Raw genomic sequence first — 26677 nt, 5'->3', positions numbered from 1 at the left:
CGCTCGCATTGCAAGACGCGCGTGGGATAGCATCCGTCAAAACGTGGCCACCGCTGTCCGCGTCCGATGACCTCCTGTGCCCGGTCCCCGCGTTCTCGCGTTCCCGGCCCCGACTCCCTGAGGACGGTGACCCGACGTGTCTCCGACGCGCTTCTCCGCCCACCCGGCCGACACCGGTCTGTACCGGCGCGCCCACGAGCACGATGCCTGTGGTGTCGCCATGGTGGCCACCATGCGTGGCACCGCCGGCCACGACATCGTGGAGCACGCGCTCACCGCGCTGCGCAACCTCGACCACCGGGGTGCCACGGGCGCCGACCCGCTCGTCGGTGACGGTGCCGGCCTGCTCACGCAGGTGCCCGACGCGTTCTTCCGCGCCGTGCTGGAGGTCGAGCTCCCGGCGGCGGGTGCGTATGCCGCGGGCATGGCCTACCTGCCCCAGGACGAGTCGACGCGTGCGGACGCCGAGCAGCGGATCGCTCAGATCGCCACCGAGGAGGGGCTAGAGGTCCTCGCCTGGCGCGACGTGCCCGTGGCTCCGGAGCTGGTCGGCGAGCAGGCACGTGCCTGTATGCCGGCCTTCCGGCAGCTCTTCGTCGCCGCTCCCGATCGCAGTGTCACCGGGATCGAGCTGGACCGCCTCGCCTTCTGCCTGCGCAAGCGCGCCGAGCGCGAGGTCGAGGTCTACTTCCCGTCCCTCTCCGCCCGCACCATCGTCTACAAGGGCATGCTCACCACGGGGCAGCTTGAGCCGTTCTTCCCGGACCTCTCGGACGAACGCTTCGCCAGCGAGCTGGCGCTCGTGCACTCGCGCTTCTCGACCAACACCTTCCCGAGCTGGCCGCTGGCCCACCCCTACCGGCTCATGGCCCACAACGGCGAGATCAACACCGTCAAGGGCAACCGCAACTGGATGCGTGCACGCGAGAGCCAGCTCGTGTCCGACACGATCAGCGGCGACCTCGACCGGCTCTTCCCGATCTGCACGCCGGACGCCTCGGACTCGGCGAGCTTCGACGAGGTCCTCGAGCTCATCCACCTCGGTGGCCGGTCCCTGCCGCACGCCGTCCTCATGATGATCCCGGAGGCGTGGGAGAACCATGCCGAGATGGACCCGGCCAGGCGCGCCTTCTACGAGTTCCACTCGACGTTCATGGAGCCGTGGGACGGACCCGCGTGCGTCGCCTTCACCGACGGCACCCTCATCGGCGCCCTGCTCGACCGCAACGGACTGCGCCCCGGCCGCTACTGGGTCACCGACGACGGCCTGGTCGTCCTCGCCTCCGAGGCCGGCGTCCTCGACCTGCCGGCTGAGAAGGTCGTCAAGCGTGGCCGCCTCCAGCCGGGTCGCATGTTCCTCATCGACACCGCGGCCGGCCGCATCGTCAGCGACGACGAGGTCAAGTCCGAGCTCGCCGCCGAGAACCCCTACGAGGAGTGGCTGCACGCGGGCCTGCTGTCGCTCGACCAGCTCCCCCCGCGCGAGCACATCATCCACACGGCAGCGTCGGTCGCCCGGCGCCAGCGCACCTTCGGCTACACCGAGGAGGAGCTCAAGATCCTGCTCGCACCGATGGCACGCTCCGGTGGTGAGGCCCTGGGCTCGATGGGCACCGACACCCCGGTCGCGGTCCTGTCGGACAAGCCTCGACTGCTCTTCGACTACTTCACGCAGCTCTTCGCGCAGGTGACCAACCCGCCGCTCGACGCGATCCGCGAGGAGCTCGTCACCTCGCTCGGCACGGTCATCGGTCCCGAGGGCAACATGCTGGGGGCCAGTCCGGTCCACGCCCGCCAGGTGGTGCTGCCCTTCCCGGTCATCGACAACGACGAGCTCGCCAAGATCGTCCACATCAACGCCGACGGTGACCTGCCCGGCTACGCGACCCACGTCGCCCGGGGGACCTACCGGGTCGCCGAGGGCGAGGCCGCCCTGCGCAGCCGCCTCGACGAGATCTGCACGGAGGTGAGCGAGGCGATCGCCCGCGGAGCCCGCTTCGTCGTGCTCTCCGACCGTGACTCGGACCGCGACCACGCCCCGATCCCGTCACTCCTGCTCACGTCCGCGGTGCACCACCACCTCATCCGCGAGAAGACCCGCAACATGGTCGGGCTCCTCGTCGAGGCAGGTGACGTGCGCGAGGTGCACCACGTCGCCCTGCTCGTCGGGTTCGGCGCGGCCGCCATCAACCCCTACCTCGCCATGGAGACCGTCGAGGACATGGTGCGCACCGGCGCCGTCACCGGGGTCACCGCCGAGCAGGCCGTCAAGAACCTCATCAAGGCACTGGGCAAGGGCATCCTCAAGGTGATGTCCAAGATGGGCATCTCCACGGTGGCCTCCTACCGCGGTGCGCAGGTCTTCGAGGCGCTTGGCCTGTCGCAGGAGCTCGTCGACGAGTACTTCACCGGCACGGTCTCGCAGCTCGGGGGGATCGGTCTCGACGTCATCGCCGCGGAGACAGCGGCACGTCACGACTCGGCATACCCGACCGACGGCGTGATCCTCTCGCACCGCAAGCTGCGGGTGGGCGGGGAGTACCAGTGGCGTCGCGAGGGCGAGCCGCACCTCTTCGACCCCGACACCGTCTTCCGCCTCCAGCACGCCACCCGTGAGCGCCGCTACGACATCTTCAAGCAGTACACCGCGCGCATCGACGACCAGGCGGAGCGGCTCATGACGCTGCGCGGGCTCTTCGAGCTGGGTGGTCGGACCGAGCGCGAGCCCGTCCCGATCGACGAGGTGGAGTCGGTCGGCGACATCGTCAAGCGCTTCAACACCGGTGCGATGAGCTACGGCTCGATCAGCCAGGAGGCCCACGAGACGCTCGCCGTCGCGATGAACCGGCTCGGCGGCCGGTCCAACACGGGCGAGGGCGGCGAGGACCTCGAGCGGCTGCTCGACCCGGAGCGCCGCTCGGCGATCAAGCAGGTCGCCTCCGGTCGGTTCGGGGTGACCTCGGCCTACCTCACCAACGCCGACGACATCCAGATCAAGATGGCGCAGGGCGCCAAGCCGGGTGAGGGCGGCCAGCTGCCCGGCCCCAAGGTCTACCCGTGGGTGGCGCGCACGCGTCACAGCACTCCCGGTGTCGGACTCATCAGCCCGCCGCCGCACCACGACATCTACTCGATCGAGGACCTCGCCCAGCTCATCCACGACCTCAAGAACGCCAACCCGCAGGCTCGGATCCACGTCAAGCTGGTCTCCGAGATCGGCGTCGGCACAGTCGCGGCCGGCGTCTCCAAGGCGCACGCCGACGTCGTGCTCATCTCGGGCCACGACGGTGGCACGGGGGCGTCACCGCTCACCTCTCTCAAGCACGCCGGGGGACCCTGGGAGCTCGGCCTGGCCGAGACCCAGCAGACGCTCGTCCTCAACGGCCTACGGGACCGGATCGTCGTCCAGGTCGACGGCCAGATCAAGACCGGGCGCGACGTCGTCATCGCGGCGCTGCTCGGCGCCGAGGAGTTCGGCTTCGCGACCGCCCCGCTCGTCGTGAGCGGCTGCATCCTCATGCGTGTCTGCCACCTCGACACGTGCCCGGTGGGCATCGCCACCCAGAACCCCGAGCTGCGTTCGCGCTTCACCGGCAAGCCCGAGTTCGTCGAGACCTTCTTCGAGTACATCGCCGAGGAGGTCCGAGAGCACCTCGCGGCGCTCGGCTTCCGCAGCATCGAGGAGGCGATCGGTCAGATCACCGCCCTCGACACGACCAAGGCCGTCGCCCACTGGAAGGCGGCCGGGCTCGACCTCTCGCCGATCCTCGCCGAGGTCGAGAGCCCGGACGGCTCCGGCAAGCGTCACACGACCGGCCAGGACCACGGCCTCGAGAAGGCCCTCGACCACCAGCTCATCGCCATCGCCCGTGAGGCCATCGACGACGGGACCCCGGTGACCGGCGCGGTGTCGGTTCGCAACGTCAACCGGACGGTCGGGACGATGCTGGGCCACGAGGTGACCCGGACCCACTCGGGCGGGCTGCCCGACGGGACGATCGACCTCACCCTCACCGGGTCGGCGGGTCAGAGCTTCGGCGCCTTCGTGCCCAGGGGGATCACCCTGCGGCTCGTCGGTGACGCCAACGACTACGTCGGCAAGGGCCTCTCCGGCGGCCGGATCATCGTCGCGCCCGACCCGGGCTCGCCGCTCACGGCCGAGGACAACGTCATCGCCGGCAACGTCATCGGCTATGGCGCGACCTCCGGTGAGATCTTCCTGAGGGGCCGTGTCGGAGAGCGCTTCTGCGTGCGCAACTCGGGCATCACGGCAGTCGTCGAGGGCGTGGGCGACCACGGCCTCGAGTACATGACGGGTGGCACCGTGCTCATCCTCGGGCCGACCGGGCGCAACGTCGCGGCCGGCATGTCCGGTGGCGTGGCCTACGTCCTGGACCTCGACGCTTCGCGGGTCAACGGCGACCTCGTCGACGTCTCTCCGTTGCGGGACATCGACCTCGCCGTCGTGCGTGACCTGCTCGAACGTCACCAGAGCCACACCGGGTCGGCCGTGGCCACCCGGCTCCTCGAGGACTGGGCCTCGGCGCGTTCGCGCTTCTCGCTCGTCCTTCCCCGCGACTACCAGCGTGTCCTCGACGTGCGCGCCGCTGCCGAGGCCGAGGGCCTCGACCTCGAAGGCGCCGAGGTCTGGGACCGGATCATGGAGGCTTCCCGTGGCTGACCCTCAGGGCTTTCTCAAGAACCGTGAGCGCGAGCTCCCGGCCCGTCGCCCGGTGCCCGTGCGCATCCGGGACTGGCGCGAGGTGTACGAGGAGCAGGAGCTCGGGCAGCTCCAGACGCAGGCCGGTCGCTGCATGGACTGCGGAATCCCGTTCTGCCACAGCGGATGTCCGCTCGGCAACCTCATCCCCGAGTGGAACGACCTTGCCTGGAAGGGTGACTGGCGCTCCGCCATCGAGCGGCTCCACGCCACCAACAACTTCCCGGAGTTCACCGGGCGGCTCTGCCCGGCGCCCTGCGAGACGGCCTGCGTGCTCGGCATCAACCAGCCTGCGGTGACGATCAAGCAGGTCGAGGTCACGACGATCGAGAAGGCCTTCGCCGACGGTGGCGTCTCACCCCGCCCGCCGGAGCGCCTCACCGGCAAGACGGTCGCCGTCGTGGGGTCCGGCCCGGCGGGCCTCGCCGCGGCCCAGCAGCTCACCCGCGCCGGTCACACAGTCGCGGTCTACGAGCGGGCGGACCGGCCCGGTGGCCTGCTCCGCTACGGCATACCGGAGTTCAAGATGGAGAAGTCGGTCCTCGACCGTCGCCTCCAGCAGATGCAGGCGGAGGGCACGCGCTTCCGCAGCTCTGTCGACGTCGGTGGCGACGTCACGTGGGAGCAGCTGCGCGCCCGCTACGACGCCGTCGTCATCGCGATGGGTGCCACGGTTCCCCGCGACCTCGACGTCCCCGGACGCCGAGAGGCCACGGGCGTGATGCAGGCCATGGACTTCCTCCCTCCGGCCAACCGGGCCGCGCTCGGCGAGAGCGTCGAGGGCCAGGTCACGGCGGAGGGCAAGGACGTCATCGTCATCGGCGGAGGGGACACCGGCGCCGACTGCATCGGCACGTCGCACCGTCAGGGCGCCCGATCCGTCACGAGCCTCGAGATCATGCCCCAGCCGGGGGAGGCACGCGCCCCGGGACAGCCGTGGCCGACCTACCCGATGACTTTCCGGGTCGCCTCTGCCCACGAGGAGGGAGGCGAGCGCCTGTATGCCGTGAGCACCCAGGAGGTCGTCTCCGACGACCAGGGTCGGGTCAGCGGTCTGCGGGTCCACGAGGTCCGTCGTGGTGAGAGCGGCTTCGAGCCCGTCGAGGGCACCGAGAAGGTCCTGCCGACGCAGCTCGTGCTGCTGGCGATGGGCTTCCTCGGGCCCCAGACCGAGACGCTCGTGGCGCAGCTGGGTGTCGACCTGGACGAGCGGTCCAACGTGCGTCGCGGCGCTGACTACATGTCCTCGGTCCCCGGGGTCTTCGTCGCCGGCGACGCCGGTCGCGGTCAGTCGCTCATCGTCTGGGCCATCGCCGAGGGCCGCGCCGCGGCCCACCATGTCGACGCTTGGCTGTTGGGCAAACCGTCGCGGTTGCCGCGTCCGGTGAACCCCACCGACCGCCCTCTCACAGTGTGAGCCCCGTCACGGCGCAACCGTTCTCGCAGATAGGCTGACGCCCATGCGCCGCGCCAAGATCGTCTGCACCCTGGGTCCTGCCACCTCCACCCCCGAACAGCTCCGTGAGCTGGTCCGGGCGGGGATGGACGTGGCTCGGTTCAACCTCTCCCACGGTGACCTGGAGGACCACGCCAAGGTCTACATGGAGGTGCGGCGGGCGAGCGACGAGCTCGGTCACGCCGTCGGCATCCTCGCCGACCTCCAGGGTCCCAAGATCCGCACCGGCCGGTTCAGGGACGGCTCGGTCATGCTCGAGAACGGTGCCCGGTTCACGATCACCAACCGTGACGTGGAGGGCACCAAGGACGAGGTCGGCACGACCTATGCGGGTCTGCCCAGCGATGTCTCGGCCGGTGACTCGATCCTCATCGACGACGGCAAGCTCGCCCTCACCGTGCTCGAGTCCACCGACACCGACATCCTCTGTGAGGTCGTCGAGGGGGGCGTGCTCAGCAACAACAAGGGCATCAACGTCCCCGGTGCGGCCATGAGCGTCCCGGCCCTGTCGGAGAAGGACGAGGAGGACCTGCGCTGGGCCCTGGACACCAAGGTCGACATGATCGCGCTGTCGTTCGTGCGCAGCGCCGCGGACATCGAGCCGGTGCACCGGATCATGGACGAGAAGGGCTGGCGCATCCCCGTCATCGCCAAGATCGAGAAGCCCCAGGCCGTCGACAACCTCGACGAGATCATCCGCGCCTTCGACGGGCTCATGGTGGCTCGCGGAGACCTCGGCGTCGAGATGCCCCTCGAGACCGTGCCGCTGGTCCAGAAGCGGGCCTGCGAGCTCGGCCGTCGCAACGCCAAGCCGGTCATCGTCGCGACCCAGGTCCTCGAGTCGATGATCACCAACAGCCGACCGACCCGCGCCGAGGCCTCGGACGCGGCCAACGCCGTCCTCGACGGCGCCGACGCGCTCATGCTGTCCGGCGAGACGAGCGTCGGTGCGCACCCGCTCGAGGCGGTGCGCACCATGGCCCGCATCATCGAGAACACCGAGGAGCACGGCCTCGGCCGGATCAAGCCGCTGGACACCAAGCCACGCACCACGGGTGGCGCGGTGACGGCTGCCGCGGCGGAGATCGGCGAGCTCCTCGGCTGCAAGTACCTCATCACCTTCACCGTCAGCGGTGACTCGTCCCGCCGGCTCGCGCGCGTCCGACCCCGGATCCCCATGCTGGCGTTCTCCCCGCACCAGTGGACCCGCTCCCAGCTGTCCCTCACGTGGGGTGTCGAGACCTTCATCACGGCCCCGGCCCGGCACACGGACCAGTTCGCCATGCAGGTCGACGAGGAGCTGCTCGCATGCGGCAAGGCGGAGGAGGGCGACATGGTCGTCATCGTCGCCGGGTCGCCTCCCGGCATCCCCGGCTCGACCAACGCCCTGCGGATCCACCGCATCGGGGACGCCAAGAACAGGATCGCGCCGGCGTACGGCGATCTCGCGGGCGCCTCGCAGTGACGTGAGGCCGGGGCTGCACATGCAGCCCCGGCGCCGCCGTTAGAATGTCTCCGCACGCCCGCCGGGGTGGTGGAATGGCAGACACGGAGCACTCAAAATGCTTTGCCCGCAAGGGCGTGCGGGTTCAAGTCCCGCCCTCGGCACCAGCCTTGCCCGACTGGTCGATGACGTCCCCTAGGCTGGGCGTCGTGAGCAACTCGACCCCCGGGACGTCCGGGACCCCCGACAGCACGCCGACCGCCAAGCGGATCCTCGTCGCCGAGGACGAGGCCATCATCCGGCTCGACCTCGCCGAGATGCTCGGAGAGGCCGGCTACGACGTCGTGGGCCAGGCCAGCAACGGCGAGCAGGCCGTCCAGATGGCCACCGAGCTCCGTCCCGACCTCGTGGTGATGGACGTCAAGATGCCTGTCCTCGACGGCATCTCGGCCGCCGAGCAGATCGGCAAGGAGCGCATCTGCCCGGTGGTGATGCTCACCGCCTTCAGCCAGACCGAGCTCGTCGAGCGCGCCCGCGACGCCGGCGTCATGGCCTACATCGTCAAGCCGTTCACGGCGACCGACGTCGTCCCGGCCATCGACATCGCGCTGTCCCGCTGGGGTGAGCTCAAGACGCTCGAGTCCGAGGTGGCCGACCTGGGCGAGCGGCTCGAGACCCGCAAGTCCGTCGACCGCGCCAAGGGCGTGCTCATGACCAAGCTCAAGATCAGCGAGTCCGAGGCCTTCCGCTGGATCCAGAAGACGGCGATGGACCGCCGCATGGGCATGAAAGAGGTCTCGGACGCCGTCGTCGCCGGCATGGAGAAGGCCTGACCTGAGTCGGCTTGACCCGACTTTGTGCCGCTCCACCCCAGGTGCCAACCCGGGTTGAGCCGAGCATTATCGGGTGACCCGATAATGCGGCCGAGCTCATCCGGTATGCCGGCCGGCCGGCATACCGTGTCGGTTCACCTCAGGACGATGACGAGCTGCGTGAGCAGCGGTGCGACGATCAGTGCCGGCAGCATGTCGGCCACGGGCACGTCCTTGATGCGCAGCAGTCGCAGGCCGATGCCGGCGAGCATGAGCCCACCGGTGGCGGTGAGGGCGAGGATGTGCGGCTCGGGCAGGACCGACCCGAGGAGGACGCCCACGACCGTCAGCGCCCCCTGGACGACAGCGACCGACACGGCCGACAGGAGCACACCCACGCCGAAGGTCGAGGCGAAGGCCAGTGCCGCGAATCCGTCGAGGACGGACTTGAGGAGCAGCTGGTCGATGCCGCGACCGAGGCCGTCGGAGAGCGAGCCCAGGATCGTGAGCGGGCCGACGCAGAAGAGCAGGGAGGCCCCGAGCCAGCCCTCGATGAACTTCTCGCGCGCGGTGGTCCCGTGGGCGGCGCGGGTGCCCACGGCGGCACCGCCGGAGCCAGCAGCCACGGCGGGACCGGGGTCGTCCGTGTCGGCGAGCGCGGGGGAGCGGCGGGCGAACCAGGCCTCGATGAGGCCCGCGAGCGACTCGAGCCGGTCGCCGATGCGCAGCAGCGACCCGGCGATCGACCCGATAAGGAGCGAGCCGAGGACGATGAGGACGGGCGCTCCGTCCCCGGTCGCGTCGGACAGGGCACGGTCGGTCACGCTGACGGCCGAGAGGCCGGCCATGAGCAGCGTCGTGAGCCCGAGGCAGTCGGTGACCACGGAGCGGGTGCGGTCCGGGAAACGGTGTCCCACAGCCATGCCGAGCAGCGCACCGACGACGACGGTGGCGACGTTGATGACGGTCCCGAGACCGGGGAACGAGGGATCCACGGCGGCGACTCTACGGCGCGGCTTTGCCGGGAATTGCCAAGGGCTACCGCGCGAGCCCTTCTGACCCGTAGGGTCGGGACGTCAACCGCGCAGGGGGCTGTGAGGTCGAGGAGGCGCCAGTGGCGCGCAGCATGGTCGAGGTCGCGGCCGTCCCGCGGGACGAGCTGCAGGACTTCGTCGGACTCTGGCTGGCATCCAAGATCGATGCCGGCGTGCCCCTCGAGGTCGCCACCCGGTTCGCCAACGACGGGCGCCTCGAGCTCGCTCTCGGGCGCCCCGACGTCTACGCCCACGTGGCGCGCATCGACGGCCGCCCCGTCGGCTACGTCGTCACCACCGAGAACCCGTTCGGTCTCCAGCCGGAGCCCGAGATCGCCATCGAGCTCCTCTTCGTCGACCCGGCGTCGCGCCGGCACGGCGTGGCCAGGGCGCTGCTGTCCGCGGTCACGTCGCTGGCCGAGCGGACCGGCTCGGAGGTCGTCGTGTGCAACGTGCCCAGCCAGAGCCGGGAGGCCCATCGCTTCTTCGCCCGCCTCGGCTTCTCGTCGGTCCTCGTGCGCCGGGTCGTCGGCACCACGCAGCTGCGACGTCGGCTCGCCCCTCAGGGCAGCGTGGTCAACGGCACCGTGGACCAGCTGATCCGGCGTCGCCGGTCGCGGCGCTCGATCGCGGCCCGCGCAGCCAGCTGAGGCTCACGCGCCGGGCGGTGCCTGCCGGATGAGGCAGGTGAGCCGCGAGGTGCAGACCCGCCTGCCGTCCTCGTCGGAGACGACGATCTCCCACGAGCTCAGCGTGTTGCCCACGGTCAGGGGCGTCGCCACGCCGGTGACGACACCGCTTCGTGCCGCCCGGTGGTGCGTCGCGTTGATGTCGGTGCCGACGACGATGCGGTCCTTGCCGGCATGGATGGCGGCTCCGATGGATCCCAGGGTCTCGGCGAGGACGACCGATGCGCCACCGTGGAGCAGCCCGTAGGGCTGGGTGTTGCCCTCGACCGGCATCGTCGCGACGATACGATCGGCCGTCGCCTCCGTGACCTCGATCCCCATGCGGTGCATGAGCGAGTTCGGGTTCAGGGCGCTCATCTGCTCCACGAGGGGCATGAGGTCCTTCGGCGAGTTGCCTGCTGCGTCGTCCGTCGTGCTCATCTGCGGTCGCCTTCACTGGTGTCGGGGGTTGGCCATAGGCTGCCACGCGTGAGTCGCCTCCTTCTCCTCGACGGTCATTCCCTTGCCTATCGCGCGTTCTTCGCCCTCCCGGTGGAGAACTTCTCGACGAGCACCGGTCAGCACACCAACGGGGTCTACGGCTTCACCTCGATGCTCATCAACGTCCTGCGCGACGAGGCCCCCACCCACATCGCGGTGGCCTTCGACGTGTCGCGGCAGACCTTCCGCTCGGAGGAGTACGCCGAGTACAAGGCCACCCGGTCCGTGACCCCGAGCGAGTTCCAGGGCCAGGTCGCGCTCGTGCGTGAGGTGCTCGACGCCCTGCGCATCAAGCACGTCCAGGTCGACGGCTTCGAGGCCGACGACGTCATCGCGACCCTGACGACGATGGCCGAGGCCGAGGGCATGGACGTCGTCATCGTCACGGGTGACCGTGATGCCTTCCAGCTCGTGACCGAGAACGTCTCACTGATCTATCCGGTGCGTGGCGTCTCCGACGTGTGGCGGATGGACCCCAAGGCCGTCGAGGACAAGTACCTCGTGTCGCCCGAGCGCTACAGCGACCTCGCCGCGCTCGTCGGCGAGACGAGCGACAACCTCCCCGGTGTCCCCGGGGTCGGGCCCAAGACCGCCGCCAAGTGGCTCGGTCTCTACGGAGACCTCCAGGGAGTCGTCGCCCACGCCGACGAGATCAAGGGCAAGGCGGGGGAGTCCCTGCGCGAGCACCTCAACGGGGTCCTGCGCAACCGCCGCCTCAACCAGCTCGTGCGCGACCTCTCGCTGCCCGTGACGATCGCCGACCTCGAGCGGGCCAACTGGGACCGTGAGGAGGTCCACAAGGTCTTCGACGGGCTCGAGTTCCGCGTCCTGCGCGAGCGCCTCTTCGAGACCTTCGACGCCACTCCCGACGAGGCGGAGGGCGGCTTCGACCTCGACGCGTCGGTGCTCGGGTCCGCCGAGCTGGGTCCCTGGCTCGCCGAGCACACGACCTCCGAGCCGACCGGCGTCCATGTCGTCGGCGCCTGGGGGCGTGGCACCGGGGACGTGACGGCCGTGGCACTGGCCACGGCAGGTGACGCGGCGGCATACATCGATGTCGTGGAGCTCGACGAGAGCGGCGAGCAGGCGCTCGCCGAGTGGCTGGCGGACGCTTCGCGTCCCAAGGTCCTCCACGACGCCAAGGGCCCCATGCATGCCCTGCAGGCACGGGGTATGCCGCTGGGTGGCGTGACGATGGACACCGCCCTCGCGGCCTACCTCGTCAAACCCGACCAGCGCAGCTTCGACCTCGCCGACCTCGTCGTCCGTCACCTCGGGCGTGAGCTCCGGGCGGAGGAACACGACAACCCGCAGGGGATGCTCGAGCTGTCGCTCGACGGCACCGACGACGTGGTCGGGCAGGACGCGATGGTGCGCGCACGTGCGGTCCTCGACCTCTCCGTCCCCCTCGGTGAGCAGCTCGAGGCGACCGGTGGGACCGAGCTGATGCGTGACATCGAGCTCCCGCTCGTGGGCATCCTCGGGTCGATGGAGCGCACGGGGATCGCCGTCGACACCGACGCCCTCACCGCGCTCGAGGCCGACTTCGCCGCCAAGGTGCGGGAGGCGCAGCTCGACGCCTACGACGCCATCGGTGGCGACGAGATCAACCTCGGCTCACCCAAGCAGCTCCAGACGGTGCTCTTCGAGACGCTCGGCCTGCCCAAGACGCGGCGGACCAAGACCGGCTACACGACCGACGCCGACGCGCTCACCGACCTCTATGCCAAGACCGAGCACCCGTTCCTCGAGGCCATGCTGCGCCACCGCGACGCCATGCGGCTGCGGGTCACGGTCGAGGGGCTCATCAAGTCGGTGGCCGAGGACCAGCGCATCCACACGACCTACATCCAGACGATCGCCGCCACCGGGCGGTTGTCGTCGACGGACCCCAACCTCCAGAACGTCCCGATCCGCACCGAGGCGGGGCGACGGATCCGCGAGGTCTTCGTCGTGGGCGACGGTTATGAGTCGCTCATGTCGGCCGACTACAGCCAGATCGAGATGCGGATCATGGCGCACCTCTCCGGCGACGAGGGGCTCATCGAGGCGTTCCGCACCGGTGAGGACCTGCACCGATTCGTCGGTGCACGCGTCTTCGGTGTCGAGCCCGCGGACGTCACGGCCGAGATGCGCAGCAAGGTCAAGGCCATGAGCTACGGCCTCGCCTACGGGCTGTCGGCCTTCGGGTTGTCCAAGCAGCTGACCATCTCGACGGGTGAGGCCCAGGGGCTCATGGACGAGTACTTCGCGCGCTTCGGCGGGGTGCGCGACTACCTGCGCGAGATCGTCGGGCAGGCGCGGGGGACCGGCTACACCCAGACGATGCTCGGCCGCCGTCGCTACCTCCCGGACCTGTCCAGCGACAACCGCCAGCGGCGTGAGATGGCCGAGCGGATGGCCCTCAACGCGCCCATCCAGGGATCTGCGGCCGACATCATCAAGCTCGCGATGATCGGGGTCGACCGGGCGCTGCACGAGTCCGGTGCGGCCTCTCGCATGCTTCTCCAGGTCCACGACGAGCTCGTGCTCGAGATCGCCGAGGGCGAGCGCGACGACGTCGAGGCGCTCGTGCGAGCCGAGATGGGCCGGGCCGTCGAGATGGACGTCCCGCTCGACGTCAGCGTGGGCCTCGGCCGCAGCTGGCACGACGCCGCACACTGAACCGCCCGGGGTCCACTCAGGGACCGGTCCACCCTCGAGGGCGCCGAGCGATGACGGGGCGCTGCGGCGGCTCGCCCGAGCAGTGACCCGTGCCACCTCTCGACGAGGCTGACGTCGACGAGGTGGCGAGCGTCTAGGGTTGGCGCCCATGGCCGACCAACGCGAACTCCACCCGCTCGTCGAGGGGCAGACCTCCGACGAGGCCCGCCCGGGGCGAGCCGTGGTCACCGGTGGCGCGGGCTTCCTGGGCTCGCACCTGTGCGAGCACCTGCTCGACCTCGGCCACGAGGTGGTGTGCGTCGACAACTTCGTGACAGGCAGCCCGGACAACATCGAGCACCTCCGAAGCCGCCGGGGCTTCACGGTCATGCGGGCCGACGTCAGCCACGGGGTGACCGTGCCGGGCCCAGTGGGCTATGTGCTGCACTTCGCGTCCCCGGCATCGCCCGTCGACTATCTCCGCCTGCCGATCGAGACGCTGTCGGTCGGCTCTCGAGGCACCTTCCACGCGCTCGACCTGGCCGTGCACAAGGGGGCTCGCTTCCTGCTGGCCTCCACCTCCGAGGTGTACGGCGACCCCAGTGTTCATCCCCAGCCGGAGTCGTACTGGGGCAACGTCAACCCGGTGGGTCCGCGTGGCGTCTACGACGAGGCCAAGCGCTTCAGCGAGGCCCTCACCACGGCATACCGGAGCACCTACGGGCTCGATGCCTCGATCGCCCGCATCTTCAACACCTACGGACCACGCATGCGACCCGACGACGGTCGTGCGATCCCCAACTTCATTGCGCAGGCGCTTTCCGGCAAGGACCTCACGGTCTTCGGTGACGGCCTGCAGACACGGAGCATCTGCTTCGTCGACGATGAGGTGGCCGGCCTGGTCGCGCTGCTCATGTCCCACCACCCGGGGCCGATGAACATCGGCAACCCCGACGAGATCTCGATGCTGGACCTCGCCCGCAAGATCATCGAGCTCACCGGAAGCGAGTCCAAGGTGGCGTTCGACCCCCTCCCCGTGGACGATCCGCGAGTCCGTCAGCCGGACGTGACCCTCGCGTCGCGGGAGCTGGGCTGGACCCCGCAGCACTCCATGACCGACGGCCTCCAACGCACCATCGACTACTTCCGCTCGCTGCGGTCCTCTGCTCCGGGCTTGGTCACGACGTACAGGTAGGAGATCCACGGGGGGCCGGCCATGGGGTCGTCGCGCACGGCAACCACCGATCCGCCCGTCGTCGACACGGCTGCTTCGACCTCGGTTCGCGACATGGTGTGGAACTCCATGACGGATCGGTAGCCGTAGCGGCGCCTTCGGTAGATGTTCTGGATCGGGTTGGGCAGACGCCGAACCCACCCCATCAGCGTTCGGTCGGCGTGGCTGGGCACGGTGAACACGGCGACGCCACCGGGCCGGAGAACTCGAACGAACTCCCGCAGGTAGGCGGACTTCAGCGCGTTGTTCATGTGCTGGAGCACGACGATGCTCAGGACCAGGTCGACGGAGTCGGAGTCGATCACCCCGAGGTGGTCCACGGAGTTGGTGATGAAGCTGACACGCTCCCAGTGGGGGTTGCGATCAAGGTTCTCCTTGGCCGCGAGGGCCGTCATGGAGGCTGCGATGTCGACGCCGACCACGTGCGAGTAGCTCCTCGACAGGGCCTGGGTGAGGCGGCCGGCGCCACTGCCGAAGTCCAGGGCCACGCCCCGACGGGCGCCGAGACCCAGCTCGTCGAGGAGGTCGAGGTACCCGCGGACCTCGTGGACGCCCGTCGCGAAGAAGTCCTCGCGCGTCCACCTGTTGCCGTGCCGGCGGGGGTCCGCGAGGATCGCCCACAGGGGGTCGACGCGGCCGAGGTCGTCCCAGTTGCGCTCCAGGTGCGTCAGGTCCACCGAGGTCCCCTTTCGTCGCGGTCGCACGGTCAAGCCATCGGGCTGATGGCCGTCGAGGTCTTTGGCCCAGAGGTGGGGGCGGTCCCCCGGAAGGATACGAGCGCCACGACAGCGAGCAGCGCGAGGACGACATTGGCAATGGTGATGATGCCGGAGATCGAAGACGCCCCGGAGGCGAACACGACCCCGACGACCAAGAGGGCGCCGAGCCATGCAGCGAACGTCAGCTGGTGGCGCCCCCGAGCCACGTCGACGTAGGTCCCGAGCTGCACCACTGCGATGAGGGCGCCGGCCAGCGCAAAGGCGCCCACGTGGGGCGTTGCCTGCGCGTATGCCGGTCCTGCCAGCAGGGCGACCAGCTCACCGCTGAAGAGGGACGCCGTGGCCACCGCCAGCACGCCTCCCGCCGCGACGGCGACGACGGAGAGTCGGATCGCACGCGTGGCACCGGACGACCCTGCGACGCGGGGGAAGACCCACAGGCTGAGGAAACTGGTGCCCCAGAAGGTCATCCGCCCGAAGATGGTCAAGAAGGCGTACTGGCCGGACGCGTTGTCCCCGAGGACCGCGCGGGCCGCGAGAAGGTCGACATTGAGGAGCACCATCAACGCGGCCGCGCCCGCGGCGGCTCGTGCCAGACCGACGGTGAACCTCCGTGCGCCCGGGTGCGGCGCGCGGTCATCGGCCGTCCCGCATCGCCGCACGGCCCACAGTCCCAGCCCCATCGAGGCAGTGGCGCTGACCACGGTCGCGCTGAGGGCGAAGGTGATCCCGCCGTCAACGACCTGGGTGACCACGGCACCTGCCAGGCGGGTCACCCCGATGGACACGACCACCACAGCGAAGAGGTCGATCCGGCGGCGTCCCAGAAGGAACCCGGTGAGGGCGCCGGTGAGAGTCTGGGGGAACAGCAGCAGGGCGAGCAGGACGGCATCCCAGATGGTGTCCAGGCGAAGGACGTGGTCGAGCACAGGCGCGAGGGCCAGCCCAGCGACGAGGGAGGCGACGGACACCGACAGCGCGGCGCGCCCGATGACCCACCGTGCGCCCACGGCTTCACCCGAGGCGACCAGCCTCGCGACCTCGAGCTGCAGTGCGGTCGCAGGGACGGACCCGATGACGGCGGCTCCCAAGAGCGCGCCCATGGCCCCGAAGCCTTCGGGGCCGAGCGCCCGGGTGAGGATGAGGTTGAACCCGTAGCTGAGGACTCCCGCCAGCAGCGTCGCGGCCGCGAGTGGCGCCCCTGAGCGCAAGAAGCCCCCGGGGCCAGAGCGAGTCCGAGCGGGGGCGGAAGGCCGTGGCACCTCTGTCCCCCTTCGAGGTCGACGACGGAAGCCCGATCATCTCAGGTGCAGGGACCGCGTCCTACCACCGGGTAGGCTGCGTCGACGTCAGACGGATCGGCAACGACAGTAGGAGAGCTCGTGGACCTGCACGCCTTCAGGAGCGCCCTGCCGGATCGCTTCGGAGGGGACTTCTACAGCGCCGATCTGCCCGACGACGCCTTCGAGAAGATCGTCGCCGACGTCGACGGGATGTCCACGCCGCACTCGCTGACCCTGCTCAACGAGGCCGTCAGGCACCTGGGTCCCGACGAGTACTACCTCGAGGTGGGCACCTACCGCGGCCGCTCCCTGATCGGCGCGATGCTGGGTCATGAGCATGACCGGTTCGTCGCGATCGAGAACTTCCGCGAGTTCGGGTTCGACCCCGAGATCGCCCAGGCAACGGTCTTCGACACCTTGGAGAAGTGGGGAGTGCGCGACCGGGTCCGTTTCCTGCGCGGTGAGGCGTTCACGGTCCTCCCGCGAGGCGTGACACCCGGCCCCGTCGGCGTGTACTTCTATGACGGCGCACACTCGCGTCTGGCCCAGTACCTCGGGCTGGCCGTCGCCGAGGAGTGGCTCGCGGACGAGGCACTGGTCATCGTGGACGACGCGACCTGGCCACAGGTCGCCTCCTCGACCCAGTCCTACATCGACGCGCACCCCGGCTACGAGCTGCTCCACGACTTCCGCGCCGAGCATGACTTCGACCCGCTGTGGTGCAACGGGGTGAAGGTCTATGCATGGCGTCGGCCACAGAACTGGCAGCGGCCGGACGGTTTCGATGTCTCGTGGCGACGGCTGGCCCACATCTATGGTCAGGAGCCCGTCATGAACTTCGCGTGGCGAACCCTGCCCAAGTTTCCAAGGGTCTCCGCCATCCTCAAGAAGGCCTACCTGCACGGTGGGACCTCCGTTCCCGAGGGAAGGCTCGACGCGGAGTGACGCCACGGCCCTGGCTGCGGGCCCATGCCGTGGTCATCGTGACGGCCGTGCTGGCGGGCCTTCTCGCGATCGCGGTCATCGCTCCGTCGTTCGGGAGCCTCCTTCCTGACACCAAACCAGAGGTCTACCTCAACCCCGGTCGGTCGTTCCGGGACTACATCTGGCCGTGGCAGGACAGCCCGGGGATGGGTATGGCGAGCTTCAACGTCGGGCTCGCCCCTGTCTGTGCACTCGTCTGGTTCCTGCAGCTGTTCGGCGCTGAGCCGTGGCTCTCCGCTCGTCTCCTGAGGCTGCTCCTTCTCCTCCTGGCCGGCGCGGGCGCAGCAGCACTGGTCCGCAGGCTCCCCGGGTTGCCCCACTGGCGGTGGACACCACTCGTGGCGGCCACCCTCTTCGTCGCGAACCCCTACACCGTCACCGCGGGCGCGACGTTGCCGGTCCTGCTCCCTCTGGCCACCCTGCCCTGGATGACGCTGTTCCTCTGGCGTGCGCTGATCGAGGAGCGATCACGCAGCTGGGTCTGCGCCTTCGGCCTGGCCTTCGCGGCGGGCAGCGGCATGAATGCCGGCGTCGTCCCCATCTTCCAGCTGCTCGTCGTTCCGGCCGTCGTCGTCATGGCGAGGACAGCAGGTCTGGTGACATGGCGACGTGCTGGCTCGACGATGACCTGGTGCGCTCTCTGGACCGTTGTCCTGTCCTTGTACTGGATCGTGCCCACCGCTGGTGCGCAGGGATCGGGAAGCACCGTGATCGCGACGACCGAGTCCCTTCAGGGCATCGTCGGGCCCAGCTCACTCGCCGAAAGCATCCGGGGCCTGGGTCTCTGGCCCCTGTATGGAGGTGACGCCGGCAGTCCGTGGCAGCCAGGCTTCTCCGCGTACCTGACTCGTCCGTTCGTAGTCGCGTGCTCCTTCCTGATGCCAGCCCTGGTCCTGGCAGTTGGCACCCGAGCTCCCCGCGCCGTACGCGTGGGTGCCGTGGTCATGATCGGCACCGCAGTGGTCGTCATGGCAGGCCCGTTCCCGTTCTCCGGCTCCGCCCCGTTCGGACGTGCCCTGACCTGGGTGTTCGAGGAGCTTCCGGTCGCGGGCGCGTTCCGGACGACCAACAAGGGGGGCGCTCTGCTGCCGCTGGGCATGGCGGTCCTGGGATCGAGTGGCATCGCCGTGCTGTGGCCGGCGGTCGCCGCTCGCCTACGACGACAACGCCGTGGTGCGGTGAAGGTGGTCGCCGCCGCAGTCACGGTGGCGGGGATCGTGGCGGTGGGCGCCTTTCCGCTGGGCACGGGGGGCTTCTACCTCGCCCGCTATGACGTCCCCGCCTATTGGCGCGAGGCTTCCGCGGCCCTGCACTCGGCTCCCGCGGCGGAGCGCATCTGGATGGTGCCGGGGGAGAAGCTCGCCAACTACCGTTGGGCCACTTCGTCGCCGGACGACGTCGGCAGAGCCCTGATAGCGCCACCCAGCGTCGTGCGGACGACCGTGCCGAACGGATCTCAGGAGGCGGCCAACCTGCTTGCCGCTGCCGACGCCGCGTTCTCGGACCCCGACGTGGCTCCGGAGACGCTCGCCACCTACGCCAGGCTCCTGGGCGCAGGTCGCATCCTTGCGCGACACGACCTGGCGCACGAGGAGTCCGGGGCGTTGCCCCCCCAGGTCGTGGCGGACCGTCTCGCAGCGGTGCCGGGCATCCGGCTGGAGCGCGAGTTCGGTGCGCCCGGCATGGGCGCGGGACCGTCGGAGGATGCCAGTGAGCCCTTGGCGCCACTCCAGCTCTTCACGGTCGATCGTCCGGGTCAGGTGTTCAGGACGCGCCCAGCGACCGGTTCGATCCTGCTCGTCGGAGATGCTTTCGCCATCCCCACCCTCGCCGCGGGCGGTCTGATGTCGAACGAACCGTTGATCTCCTCGCTGCGTTCCTTGTCACCGGCCCAAGCCCTTGCGGAGCTGCGGGCGGGTGCACGGGTGGTCATGACCGACACCAACCGCCGTTCCCCGAACGACACGCAGAGGATCACGGCCCACGAGGGCCCTCTCGTCGGCGCGGGGGCCGCCCTGTCGTCCACGCTGGCCGTGGGTCGCCCGGACCAGCAGACCACGTTGGTCGTGGAAGGCGGCTCGGCCTCCACGTCCCTGCCGGCAGAAAGGGTCCCGTCCGCGCAGGCCGCACCGGAGAACGCGTTCGACGGAAATGAGCTCACGACATGGCAGTTCGGCGGCTTCGGACAGTCGGACGGCCAGTCGGTGTCGCGCACGTTCCCCGACGCAGAGCGGCTCGACGAGGTGGTGGTAAGGACCACGTCGTCCGGCGGACGACGGATCACCGGGTTGTCTTTGCTGGCAGGGGAGGAACGCCGTGACGCAGTCGTGGATGCGGACGGCGTGGCTCGGGTGGAACTGGGGGGCGTCCGTGCGGACGCACTGACCGTGACCGTCACCGCCGTGGCCGGGGAGGGTGCAGCCGGTGTGGGCATCTCGGAGATCGAGACCCCCGGACCTCCACTGACACGCGTCGCAGTCCTCCCGACCGTCGTGCAGCAGGTCCGGGCCTCCCTGCCGGACGTCGAGCAGGACGCGTTGGTTCGGGCGCCGCTGGACATCCTCCTCAGCCGTGAGAACGGCGGGCCGGGGCCGGCCGACGATGAGGAGTCGAGCCTCAACCGCGACTTCCTCGTCAGCGGCGACCGCAACTACTTCGTCCAGGCCATGGTCCAGCCATCGCCACGAGCAACCGACACGGACTTCGACACGCTCGCGGGCTTCAGTGACGCGGTCACCGTCCAGGGGTCGAGCCGCGCGTTCGACCTGCCCACCCTGCGCGGCTCGCAGGCACTGGACAGGCGCGCCGACACGGCGTGGATCCCGAGCGGTGGGGTGGGGCAGACCCTGACGATCACGTCCGCCGAGCCTCGGAGCTTCGAAACGCTCAGCGTTCGTCAGGAGGCGGCCCCGGGCGCCGTCCTCGAGAACTGGGCAACGGGCGCAACGGTCTTCGTCGACGGTCGAGAGGTCGGCCGAGGGACGCTGGGGGTCGGTGAGTCGACGTTGCGGTTCCCTGCCACCGTCGGGCGAGAGGTGCGGCTGCAGATCGACACTACGGCCAGGACCTCTGGAGTGATCCGAGTCAGTGAGGTGGACCCGGGCGACCTGCGGATGGAACGTCAGTCGGGAGACACCTCAGGATGCGTCCCCGTCCTTCTTGCCGACGGTGCCCCGGTCCTGATGCGCCCGCAGTTCCCCCTGGTCGACCTGACGAGCAGTGCGTGGACTCCGTGTCGTGGTGCAGGGCTGCCTCTGGCCGACGGCGCACACCGACTGCGGGGCACACCAGCGTGGTCGGTGGACTCCTTGTCCTTGCGGGATGCCACGGGCCTCGAGCAGCCGGCCCCGGCAAACGCTCCGCCTCTTTCAGACGTGCACCTGAGTCCGACTCGGTACTCCGCCACGACAGGCGTGGGGAGCGAACCGTTCACGGTGGTCCTCGCCCAGGGACTGTCGCCCGGGTGGCAGGCCACCCTCGACGGCGAACCACTGCCTGCCCCCTCCGTCGTCGATGGTTTCAGCATGGGCTGGGTCGTCGACGACTCGTCGACACCGCACTCGCTGGAGATCGTGTACGCACCTCGGACGCGCGCCCTCGTGGCACTGGCGCTCTCGCTGGTCGCCACACTCCTGGCGGCGCTCGTGATCCTGCTGGGTCGACTTGGCCCTCGCACGACTCGCCGGGCTTCCACGCCTGCGTCTCCACACCTGAGTTGCACCACCCCGGCTCGGGCTGGGTGGAGGGCGAGATCGCGTAGGCGCGAGCTCGTAGCTCAGGCCCTGGTGCTCGTCCTCGGGGGAGCGGTCGGCGGGTGGATCGGCCTGGCCACTGCTCTGCCGATCGTGGTCCTCCTGCGTCTGGCAGCTGGTCCCAGGCTCATGGGTCTGGTCGCATCCGGGCTCGTCGCCTCGACGGCGGCTGTCTGGCTGACGGGCAACGCTGACCGGCTCGGGACGGTGTCGCCGGACCTCGTGGCCGAACACCTCGCGCCGCACTACGTCGTGCTTGCGGCGATGTTGTGCCTCGTGGCATCCGCGGCGTTGCCCGACACGAGCACTGGAGAGGACGGACTATGAGCAGCTCGACCGGTGGGTTGGGACCAGAGGTGCCTTCTCGCTCCATCCTGTGGGGACGCCTCCCTGACCAGCGACCCGAGAGAGAGCTGTTCTGGCTGTCGCTCATGCCCGGCGCCATGGTGACGGAGGTCGGTTCACCCAGGACCCATCCACCCGACAGCGGCATCGAATGGATAGGGCTGCCGTTCCGCCGCCCGGTGTCGCGCTTCGTCGAGGCCGGGGCCTTCGGCTGGCTCCGCGACCTGTCCACTGTCGATCCGCGACCCTTCCAGTGGGTCGCCAGCCTGGAGCTGTGCGCCCTTGTGACAGGCCAGATGTCCGCGTACGCCGCGCGGCACGGCATACGGCAAGTCGTCTTGACCTGGGAGAACATGCCCGACCAACCTCTGTACCGCATCCCTCCGTACGCGCAGGCCACGCAGCGGGCGTTGGGGGCCGACCTCATGCTGTGCCCGATCGAGGCAGCCCGGGATCATCTGCTGGCGCTGGGCTATCCGGAGGAGCGCATCCACGTGGTCGCTCCGGGGGTGGACCACCATCGCTTCCGGCCCGCCGAGGAGCTCGGGGTGAAGAAGGCTGGCGGGCAGATCGCCTTCGTGTCACCGGTGGCAGCCAACAAGGGCGTGGATCGGGTCCTCGAGGCGTTCGAGCTTGTGAGACGAAGCGAGCCGGACGCGCGGCTCGTGATCGCAGGAGGCGGGCCCCTGGTGGGCCTGGTTCGCGAGGCGGAGCGGCGGACCGGGGGAGCCGTGCGCTACCTCGGAAGGCGCACTCCCGCAGAGATCGGTGCGGTTCTGGCCACCTCCGACGTCTTCGTCACTGCCCCACGTGCCACCTGGAAGTGGAACGAGCAGTTCGGGCTCGCCTATCTCGAGGCGATGTCGGCAGGCATCCCGATCGTCACGACGGTGTGCGGGACCAACCACGAAGCCGTGCGACCACCGAACTTGCGCGTGCAGGACACTCCGGAGGCGCTGGCCGAGGCATTGCTCCATTTCCTCCGGGATGATGGTGCACGAGCGGACGCGGGGGCCGCCAACCGCCAGCGGGTCCTCGATCGTCACGACCTGAGCACCCAGGCCGCCGCCATGGTGGCAGCCTTCGAGGCGGTGGAGTCACTTCCGCTTCGAGCACGCAGACCAGGAGGGAGAGCGCGATGAGGACCAGCCCGCTCGTGTCGGTGATCGTGCCGACCAAGAACGTGGAGCGGACCGTGGACAGCTGCCTGCGCTCGATCCGAACCCAGAGCTTGACCGACATCGAGCTGATCGTCGTCGACAACTTCAGCACGGACAGGACCTTCGAGATTGCCCGCCAGTACGCTCACGTCGCGATCCAGGCCGGGCCCGAGCGCAGTGCCCAGCGCAATCTCGCCGTCGAGCGGTCGCGCGGCGACTACATCCTGTGGATCGACGCCGACATGGTCCTCACGCCACGTGTGGTGGAGGATGCCGTCGCTGCCGCCGAGCGGACCGGGAGCACCGCTGTCTTCATCCCCGAGGTCACAGTGGGCGAAGGCTTCCTCGCGGCGTGCCGCACCCTGGAACGCAGGTGCTACGTCGGTGAGGAGATGATCGAGGCACCGCGCCTCATCAGGCGCGAGTTCTTCGAGGAACAGGGCGGCTTCGTGCTGACAGTCGCCGGGCAGGAGGACGCGGACCTGCGGATGCGTCTGCTGCGAATCCATGCGCCCATGACGCGCATCGACGCCCCGATCCTGCATGACGAGGGCCGGCTGACGTTCCGAGACGTCCTGAGGAAGCGCTACTACTACGGGCAGTCGCTGCCCGCCTACAACGACGCACAACCAGGAGCCATTGCTGCGCAGGGACTCGCGACGGTGAAGGCCTACCTGCGGGGGGTCCCCGTCCTCGTCGGCGATCCGGTGCACGCGGTGGCGCTCGCTGGGCTCCGGGTCGCCGAAGGTGTCGCCTACGCCGCCGGGGCGGCAAAGGCAGTGCGCTCGAGGTGACGCGGGAGGCGCTGCGCCGACGGCTGCCCGGCGTCGTCGCCGTGGTGCAGGCGCTGCTCGTGCTCGGACCCGCGCTGGGTCCGGGGGTGGCCATCGCCTACGACATGCCATGGTCACCGGACCCGCTCTGGACACCCTTCGTGCTGGGTGTGGACACCCCGGCCCCTCGAGCCGTGCCCAGCGATGCGGTCGCCGTCGCCATCGGGTCGGTCGTCGGAGCCGGGCTGGCCCAAGCGGCCATCCTCATGGCGGTCCTGGTCGGCCTCGGTGCAGGGTGCGTCGCCCTGCTCGTCGATCTCGCACCAGAGGTGGGCCTGGCCCCGCGCCTCGCCTGTGTGGTGCTGGCCGTGTGGAACCCCTATGTCTCGGAGCGACTGTTCGTCGGTCAGTGGGTCGTCCTCCTCGGTCTCGCCGTCCTTCCGTGGGCGATGCGGTCCACCCTGCGGGTCGTACGCGGGACAGGTAGCTCGTATGCCCTGCTCCTGTCGTGCGTCGTCGCAGGCATCGGAGGAGTGAACGCCGTTCTCGTGGTCGCACTGGGGGTCGTTCCAGTCCTCCTGATCGCCGTCGCTGGGGGAGCCGCGACACGTGTGCGGGTCACGCTCGCCGCCGTGGTGGCGTGCTTCGTCGGGATGGCGAGCGCGTGGGCGCTCCCGGCGCTCGCATCCGACGTGGCCCCGGATGCCTCCGCAGTGGATGCATTCGCGCCCAGGGCAGACTCGGACCTCGGAGTCCTCGGGTCGGTCCTGAGCGGCGGCGGGTTCTGGAACAGCGCTGCCCATCCCGAGCCGAGGAGCCAGCCGCTGGTCGCGCTCGCCGCCATGCTCCTGGGCATCGTCTCGATCTGGGCCCTGGCCCGGCACGCCCGGGGGAACCGGACCATCGCGATCCTCGTGCCCCCAGCCCTCGGTCTGGGAATCGTCCTGTGCAGCGCCTTCGCCGTGACCCGGACCGGGTGGGAGCAGATGCTCGGTGCCCTGCCCGGTGGGGGCGCCCTCCGGGACAGCCACAAGTTCTTGGCTCCTTGGGTCGTCGGCATCGCCGTCGGCTGCGGGCTGGTCGTCCGGGGAGCCGCCCGGAGGCTGCCGGAGGCGCTGGGCACCCCCGCAGCGATTTGCGTCATCGGTGTGGTCGTGGGGCTGTCCCCGCAGCTCGTCTGGGGCCTGGGCGGCCGACTGGATGCGGTCGAGGTGCCAGAGGGCTACCGTTCCGGAGCGCAGAGGGTCTCCGACCTGCCCGAGGGGGAGGTGGGACTGCTCCCCTGGAACCAGTATCGCCGCTACTCCTGGAACGCCAGTCGCGTGTCCTTGACCCTCGGCCCTCGGATCTTCGACCAAAGAGTCCTGTTCAACGATTCACTGCCGTTGCGCGAAGTCGACGTGGCCGGGGAACGCGACCGGGCGGGGGAGGTGTCGTCGGCCATCGCCAAGGGCGTTGACCCGGTCAGCGCGCTTCAACAGGCGGGCGTGCGCTACGTCGCGGCCGAGCTCGACTCCGGTCTGCCGGTGGACAGCCGTGCTCTGCGGGCGGTGGGAACGGTGGTCGTGGACGAGAGCTCGCTCCTCGTGGTCGACCTCGGGGAGGCGAGTGCTGCTCCCACGACGCACCAGGGACCGCGGTCGGTCGTCCTGGGGTGGGCGGTGACGATCGTCACTGCGGTCCTCGTGATGGGGGCGGGTGTCGCGCGACGAGGTCGCCGTAGGTTACCGGTCGGTCTGTTACGCTCACGCTCATGAATTCCCCTGTTGGAGCCATCGGCTCGATCATTGCCGGTGCGGTCATCGCCCTGTTCGCGGTCATCGGCGGAGTCTCGGCCGTGAGCCCTTCCGCCAACCCGGCGAGCAAGAGCGAGCAGGTCGTCCTCTACGACGCCCCCTGACGAGCAGCTGAACTTCGAAGCCGGCACCCAAGGGGTGCCGGCTTTCGCATGCCCGAGGCTCCCCCCACCGTCGGACGGAGCGGGCAGTCAGCCGGCAGCCGCGTCCTCGAGCACCTGCTCCCAGCGTTGCACGGACTCGTCCCAGTGGAACTGCGGCACCCAGCGCGCCACCTCGTCACTCATCCGCAACCGCTTCTCACCGTCGACGAGGAGCTCACGCACGGCGTCGGTGAACTCGCGGGGATCGTGGCCGACGAGCACCCCCGTCCGGTTGTGCACGATCGAGTCGTTGGGTCCGCCGGCCTCCCGGAAGGCCACTGTAGGTGTCCCGTGGATCCCCGCCTCGACGACAACGAGACCCCAACCCTCCTTGAGGCTGGGCATGAGGTGGACCCACGCTCCCGCGAGCAGGCGGTGCTTCTCGGCCTCGGAGACGTGGCCGTGGAAGGTGACGTACTTCTCGATGCCGAGGACCTCGACGTGGTCACGCAGATGTGGCTCCCACCATCCCGATCCGACGACGTCGAGGGTGAGGTCGGGCATGTCGCCGACCAGGCTCGCGACCACGTCAAGCGCGTACTCCACGCGCTTCTGAGGGACGAGGCGGCCCAGGACGACCAGCGAGGGATGCACTGAGCGAGGTGTGTCGTCGAGCGGCGTGGCATCGGTGCCGTTGTGGATGATGTCCACGCGGTCGGGGTCGATCCCCTGCAGGGTGAGCTCGTGACGTGTCGAGTCGCTCACCGCGACGTATCTCGCGCTCCGATAGATCCACGGGGCCAGTCTGGACTCGATCCACCACCCCGCCTTGGCTGCCCTGGGCCCGAAGGTGACCGGCCATTGCTCCTTGTGGACGTGGTGCACGAGGTTGACGACCGGGTAGCGGCTGACGAGCGGGGTGAGATAGGGCATCCCGTTCTGCACGTCAATGACCACGTCGGGCCGGTGCAGGCTGAGCAGGCCGTTCACCAGCGCTCTTGGGTAGATGCCGAAACGGCCACCCCTCCGCGTGTAGTGGACTCCGTTGACGACCTCCTCAGGGAGGGCGCCGGGATAGGCCGAGGTGCAGAACGTGACGCGGTGGCCCCGCTTCGCGAGCCCTTCGGCAACGGTCACGATGTACTTCTCGGCACCACCCGCCTCCGGGTGATGCATGTCGCGCCAGTTGAAGATCACGACTCGTAGCGGCATGGCCATCCTCTTGTCTGACCCACTCGGAGTGCGGAGGTGGGCGTTGCTCGGGCGTGAC

General features: G+C 69.6%; 18 protein-coding genes and 1 tRNA gene. 14 read left to right on the top strand and 5 right to left on the bottom strand.

The features are described from left to right. Positions 1-136 precede the first annotated feature (136 nt). From gltB to ACFQW8_RS17680, 5 genes are all read left to right on the top strand, one after another. Entirely contained in the window at positions 137-4681 is a 4545-nt protein-coding gene (gltB, locus tag ACFQW8_RS17700; protein ID WP_380089659.1) for a glutamate synthase large subunit, read from the top strand. Continuing rightward, positions 4674-6137, top strand: a complete 1464-nt coding sequence (locus ACFQW8_RS17695; RefSeq protein ID WP_380089656.1) for a glutamate synthase subunit beta — start codon at positions 4674-4676, stop codon at positions 6135-6137. Before gltB ends, ACFQW8_RS17695 begins: the two co-directional genes overlap by 8 nt. Positions 6138-6180: 43 nt before the next feature. Then, positions 6181-7641: a pyruvate kinase gene (pyk, locus tag ACFQW8_RS17690; RefSeq protein ID WP_380089653.1), complete on the top strand. Its 1461-nt coding sequence runs from the start codon at positions 6181-6183 to the stop codon at positions 7639-7641. A 60-nt stretch (positions 7642-7701) separates the two neighbouring features. After that, a tRNA-Leu gene (locus tag ACFQW8_RS17685) sits at positions 7702-7787 on the top strand. Between the two features lie 18 nt (positions 7788-7805). Beyond that, the gene (locus ACFQW8_RS17680; RefSeq protein ID WP_380089651.1) at positions 7806-8453 is read left to right on the top strand and encodes an ANTAR domain-containing response regulator; all 648 of its coding nucleotides are present in this window, start codon (positions 7806-7808) and stop codon (positions 8451-8453) included. 134 nt (positions 8454-8587) lie between these two features. Here ACFQW8_RS17680 and ACFQW8_RS17675 read toward each other — a convergent pair whose 3' ends face one another. After that, a complete protein-coding gene (locus ACFQW8_RS17675) occupies positions 8588-9427 on the bottom strand; it encodes a DUF554 domain-containing protein (RefSeq protein ID WP_380089649.1) in 840 nt (279 codons plus the stop codon). Between the two features lie 119 nt (positions 9428-9546). Between ACFQW8_RS17675 and ACFQW8_RS17670 the strand changes: the two genes are divergently transcribed. Beyond that, positions 9547-10116, top strand: coding sequence for a GNAT family N-acetyltransferase (locus ACFQW8_RS17670; protein ID WP_380089647.1), 570 nt, complete (start codon positions 9547-9549; stop codon positions 10114-10116). A 3-nt stretch (positions 10117-10119) separates the two neighbouring features. Here ACFQW8_RS17670 and ACFQW8_RS17665 read toward each other — a convergent pair whose 3' ends face one another. Continuing rightward, positions 10120-10575 (bottom strand): hotdog fold thioesterase, encoded by a 456-nt coding sequence (locus ACFQW8_RS17665; protein WP_380089645.1) that lies wholly within the window; start codon positions 10573-10575, stop codon positions 10120-10122. A gap of 48 nt (positions 10576-10623) precedes the next feature. Between ACFQW8_RS17665 and polA the strand changes: the two genes are divergently transcribed. Next, positions 10624-13299: a DNA polymerase I gene (gene polA, locus ACFQW8_RS17660; RefSeq protein ID WP_380089644.1), complete on the top strand. Its 2676-nt coding sequence runs from the start codon at positions 10624-10626 to the stop codon at positions 13297-13299. A gap of 148 nt (positions 13300-13447) precedes the next feature. Beyond that, positions 13448-14473 (top strand): UDP-glucuronic acid decarboxylase family protein, encoded by a 1026-nt coding sequence (locus ACFQW8_RS17655; protein WP_380089642.1) that lies wholly within the window; start codon positions 13448-13450, stop codon positions 14471-14473. Here ACFQW8_RS17655 and ACFQW8_RS17650 read toward each other — a convergent pair. Then, positions 14419-15189 carry a class I SAM-dependent methyltransferase gene (locus ACFQW8_RS17650; protein WP_380089641.1) on the bottom strand — a complete coding sequence of 257 codons (771 nt, stop codon included), beginning with the start codon at positions 15187-15189 and terminating at the stop codon, positions 14419-14421. The genes ACFQW8_RS17655 and ACFQW8_RS17650 overlap by 55 nt on opposite strands. 29 nt (positions 15190-15218) lie before the next feature. Then, entirely contained in the window at positions 15219-16442 is a 1224-nt protein-coding gene (locus ACFQW8_RS17645) for a lipopolysaccharide biosynthesis protein (RefSeq protein WP_380089639.1), read from the bottom strand. Between the two features lie 171 nt (positions 16443-16613). Between ACFQW8_RS17645 and ACFQW8_RS17640 the strand changes: the two genes are divergently transcribed. The 6 genes from ACFQW8_RS17640 (at position 16614) to ACFQW8_RS17615 (ending at position 25428) form a co-directional block, all read left to right on the top strand. Further along, positions 16614-17459 carry a class I SAM-dependent methyltransferase gene (locus ACFQW8_RS17640; RefSeq protein WP_380089637.1) on the top strand — a complete coding sequence of 282 codons (846 nt, stop codon included), beginning with the start codon at positions 16614-16616 and terminating at the stop codon, positions 17457-17459. Next, positions 17456-21577 carry an alpha-(1->3)-arabinofuranosyltransferase domain-containing protein gene (locus tag ACFQW8_RS17635; RefSeq protein ID WP_380089635.1) on the top strand — a complete coding sequence of 1374 codons (4122 nt, stop codon included), beginning with the start codon at positions 17456-17458 and terminating at the stop codon, positions 21575-21577. Before ACFQW8_RS17640 ends, ACFQW8_RS17635 begins: the two co-directional genes overlap by 4 nt. A 104-nt stretch (positions 21578-21681) precedes the next feature. Beyond that, the gene (locus ACFQW8_RS17630; RefSeq protein ID WP_380089633.1) at positions 21682-22737 is read left to right on the top strand and encodes a glycosyltransferase family 4 protein; all 1056 of its coding nucleotides are present in this window, start codon (positions 21682-21684) and stop codon (positions 22735-22737) included. Next, positions 22734-23549, top strand: a complete 816-nt coding sequence (locus ACFQW8_RS17625) for a glycosyltransferase family 2 protein (RefSeq protein ID WP_380089632.1) — start codon at positions 22734-22736, stop codon at positions 23547-23549. The genes ACFQW8_RS17630 and ACFQW8_RS17625 overlap by 4 nt, the downstream gene beginning before the upstream one ends. Next, positions 23546-25285, top strand: coding sequence for a hypothetical protein (locus tag ACFQW8_RS17620; RefSeq protein ID WP_380089630.1), 1740 nt, complete (start codon positions 23546-23548; stop codon positions 25283-25285). Before ACFQW8_RS17625 ends, ACFQW8_RS17620 begins: the two co-directional genes overlap by 4 nt. Beyond that, entirely contained in the window at positions 25282-25428 is a 147-nt protein-coding gene (locus tag ACFQW8_RS17615; RefSeq protein WP_380089628.1) for a hypothetical protein, read from the top strand. The genes ACFQW8_RS17620 and ACFQW8_RS17615 overlap by 4 nt, the downstream gene beginning before the upstream one ends. Before the next feature lie 87 nt (positions 25429-25515). Here ACFQW8_RS17615 and ACFQW8_RS17610 read toward each other — a convergent pair whose 3' ends face one another. After that, entirely contained in the window at positions 25516-26619 is a 1104-nt protein-coding gene (locus ACFQW8_RS17610) for a glycosyltransferase family 4 protein (protein WP_380089627.1), read from the bottom strand. Positions 26620-26677: the final 58 nt, after the last annotated feature.

The organism is Knoellia altitudinis, assembly GCF_042666355.1.
Taxonomy (GTDB): Bacteria; Actinomycetota; Actinomycetes; order Actinomycetales; family Dermatophilaceae; genus Knoellia; species Knoellia altitudinis.
The sequence above is the reverse complement of the archived record's forward strand: the minus strand, read 5'-3'. Positions and strand labels throughout refer to the sequence as shown.

Bases quoted from the DNA above. Each gene is read 5' to 3' on its own strand.
- ACFQW8_RS17615 (WP_380089628.1), top strand. From the start codon at position 25,282: ATGAATTCCCCTGTTGGAGCCATCGGCTCGATCATTGCCGGTGCGGTC.
- ACFQW8_RS17680 (WP_380089651.1), top strand. From the start codon at position 7,806: ATGACGTCCCCTAGGCTGGGCGTCGTGAGCAACTCGACCCCCGGGACG.
- pyk (WP_380089653.1), top strand. From the start codon at position 6,181: ATGCGCCGCGCCAAGATCGTCTGCACCCTGGGTCCTGCCACCTCCACC.
- ACFQW8_RS17655 (WP_380089642.1), top strand. From the start codon at position 13,448: ATGGCCGACCAACGCGAACTCCACCCGCTCGTCGAGGGGCAGACCTCC.
- ACFQW8_RS17665 (WP_380089645.1), bottom strand. From the start codon at position 10,575: ATGAGCACGACGGACGACGCAGCAGGCAACTCGCCGAAGGACCTCATG.
- ACFQW8_RS17630 (WP_380089633.1), top strand. From the start codon at position 21,682: ATGCCCGGCGCCATGGTGACGGAGGTCGGTTCACCCAGGACCCATCCA.
- ACFQW8_RS17625 (WP_380089632.1), top strand. From the start codon at position 22,734: ATGAGGACCAGCCCGCTCGTGTCGGTGATCGTGCCGACCAAGAACGTG.
- ACFQW8_RS17610 (WP_380089627.1), bottom strand. From the start codon at position 26,619: ATGCCGCTACGAGTCGTGATCTTCAACTGGCGCGACATGCATCACCCG.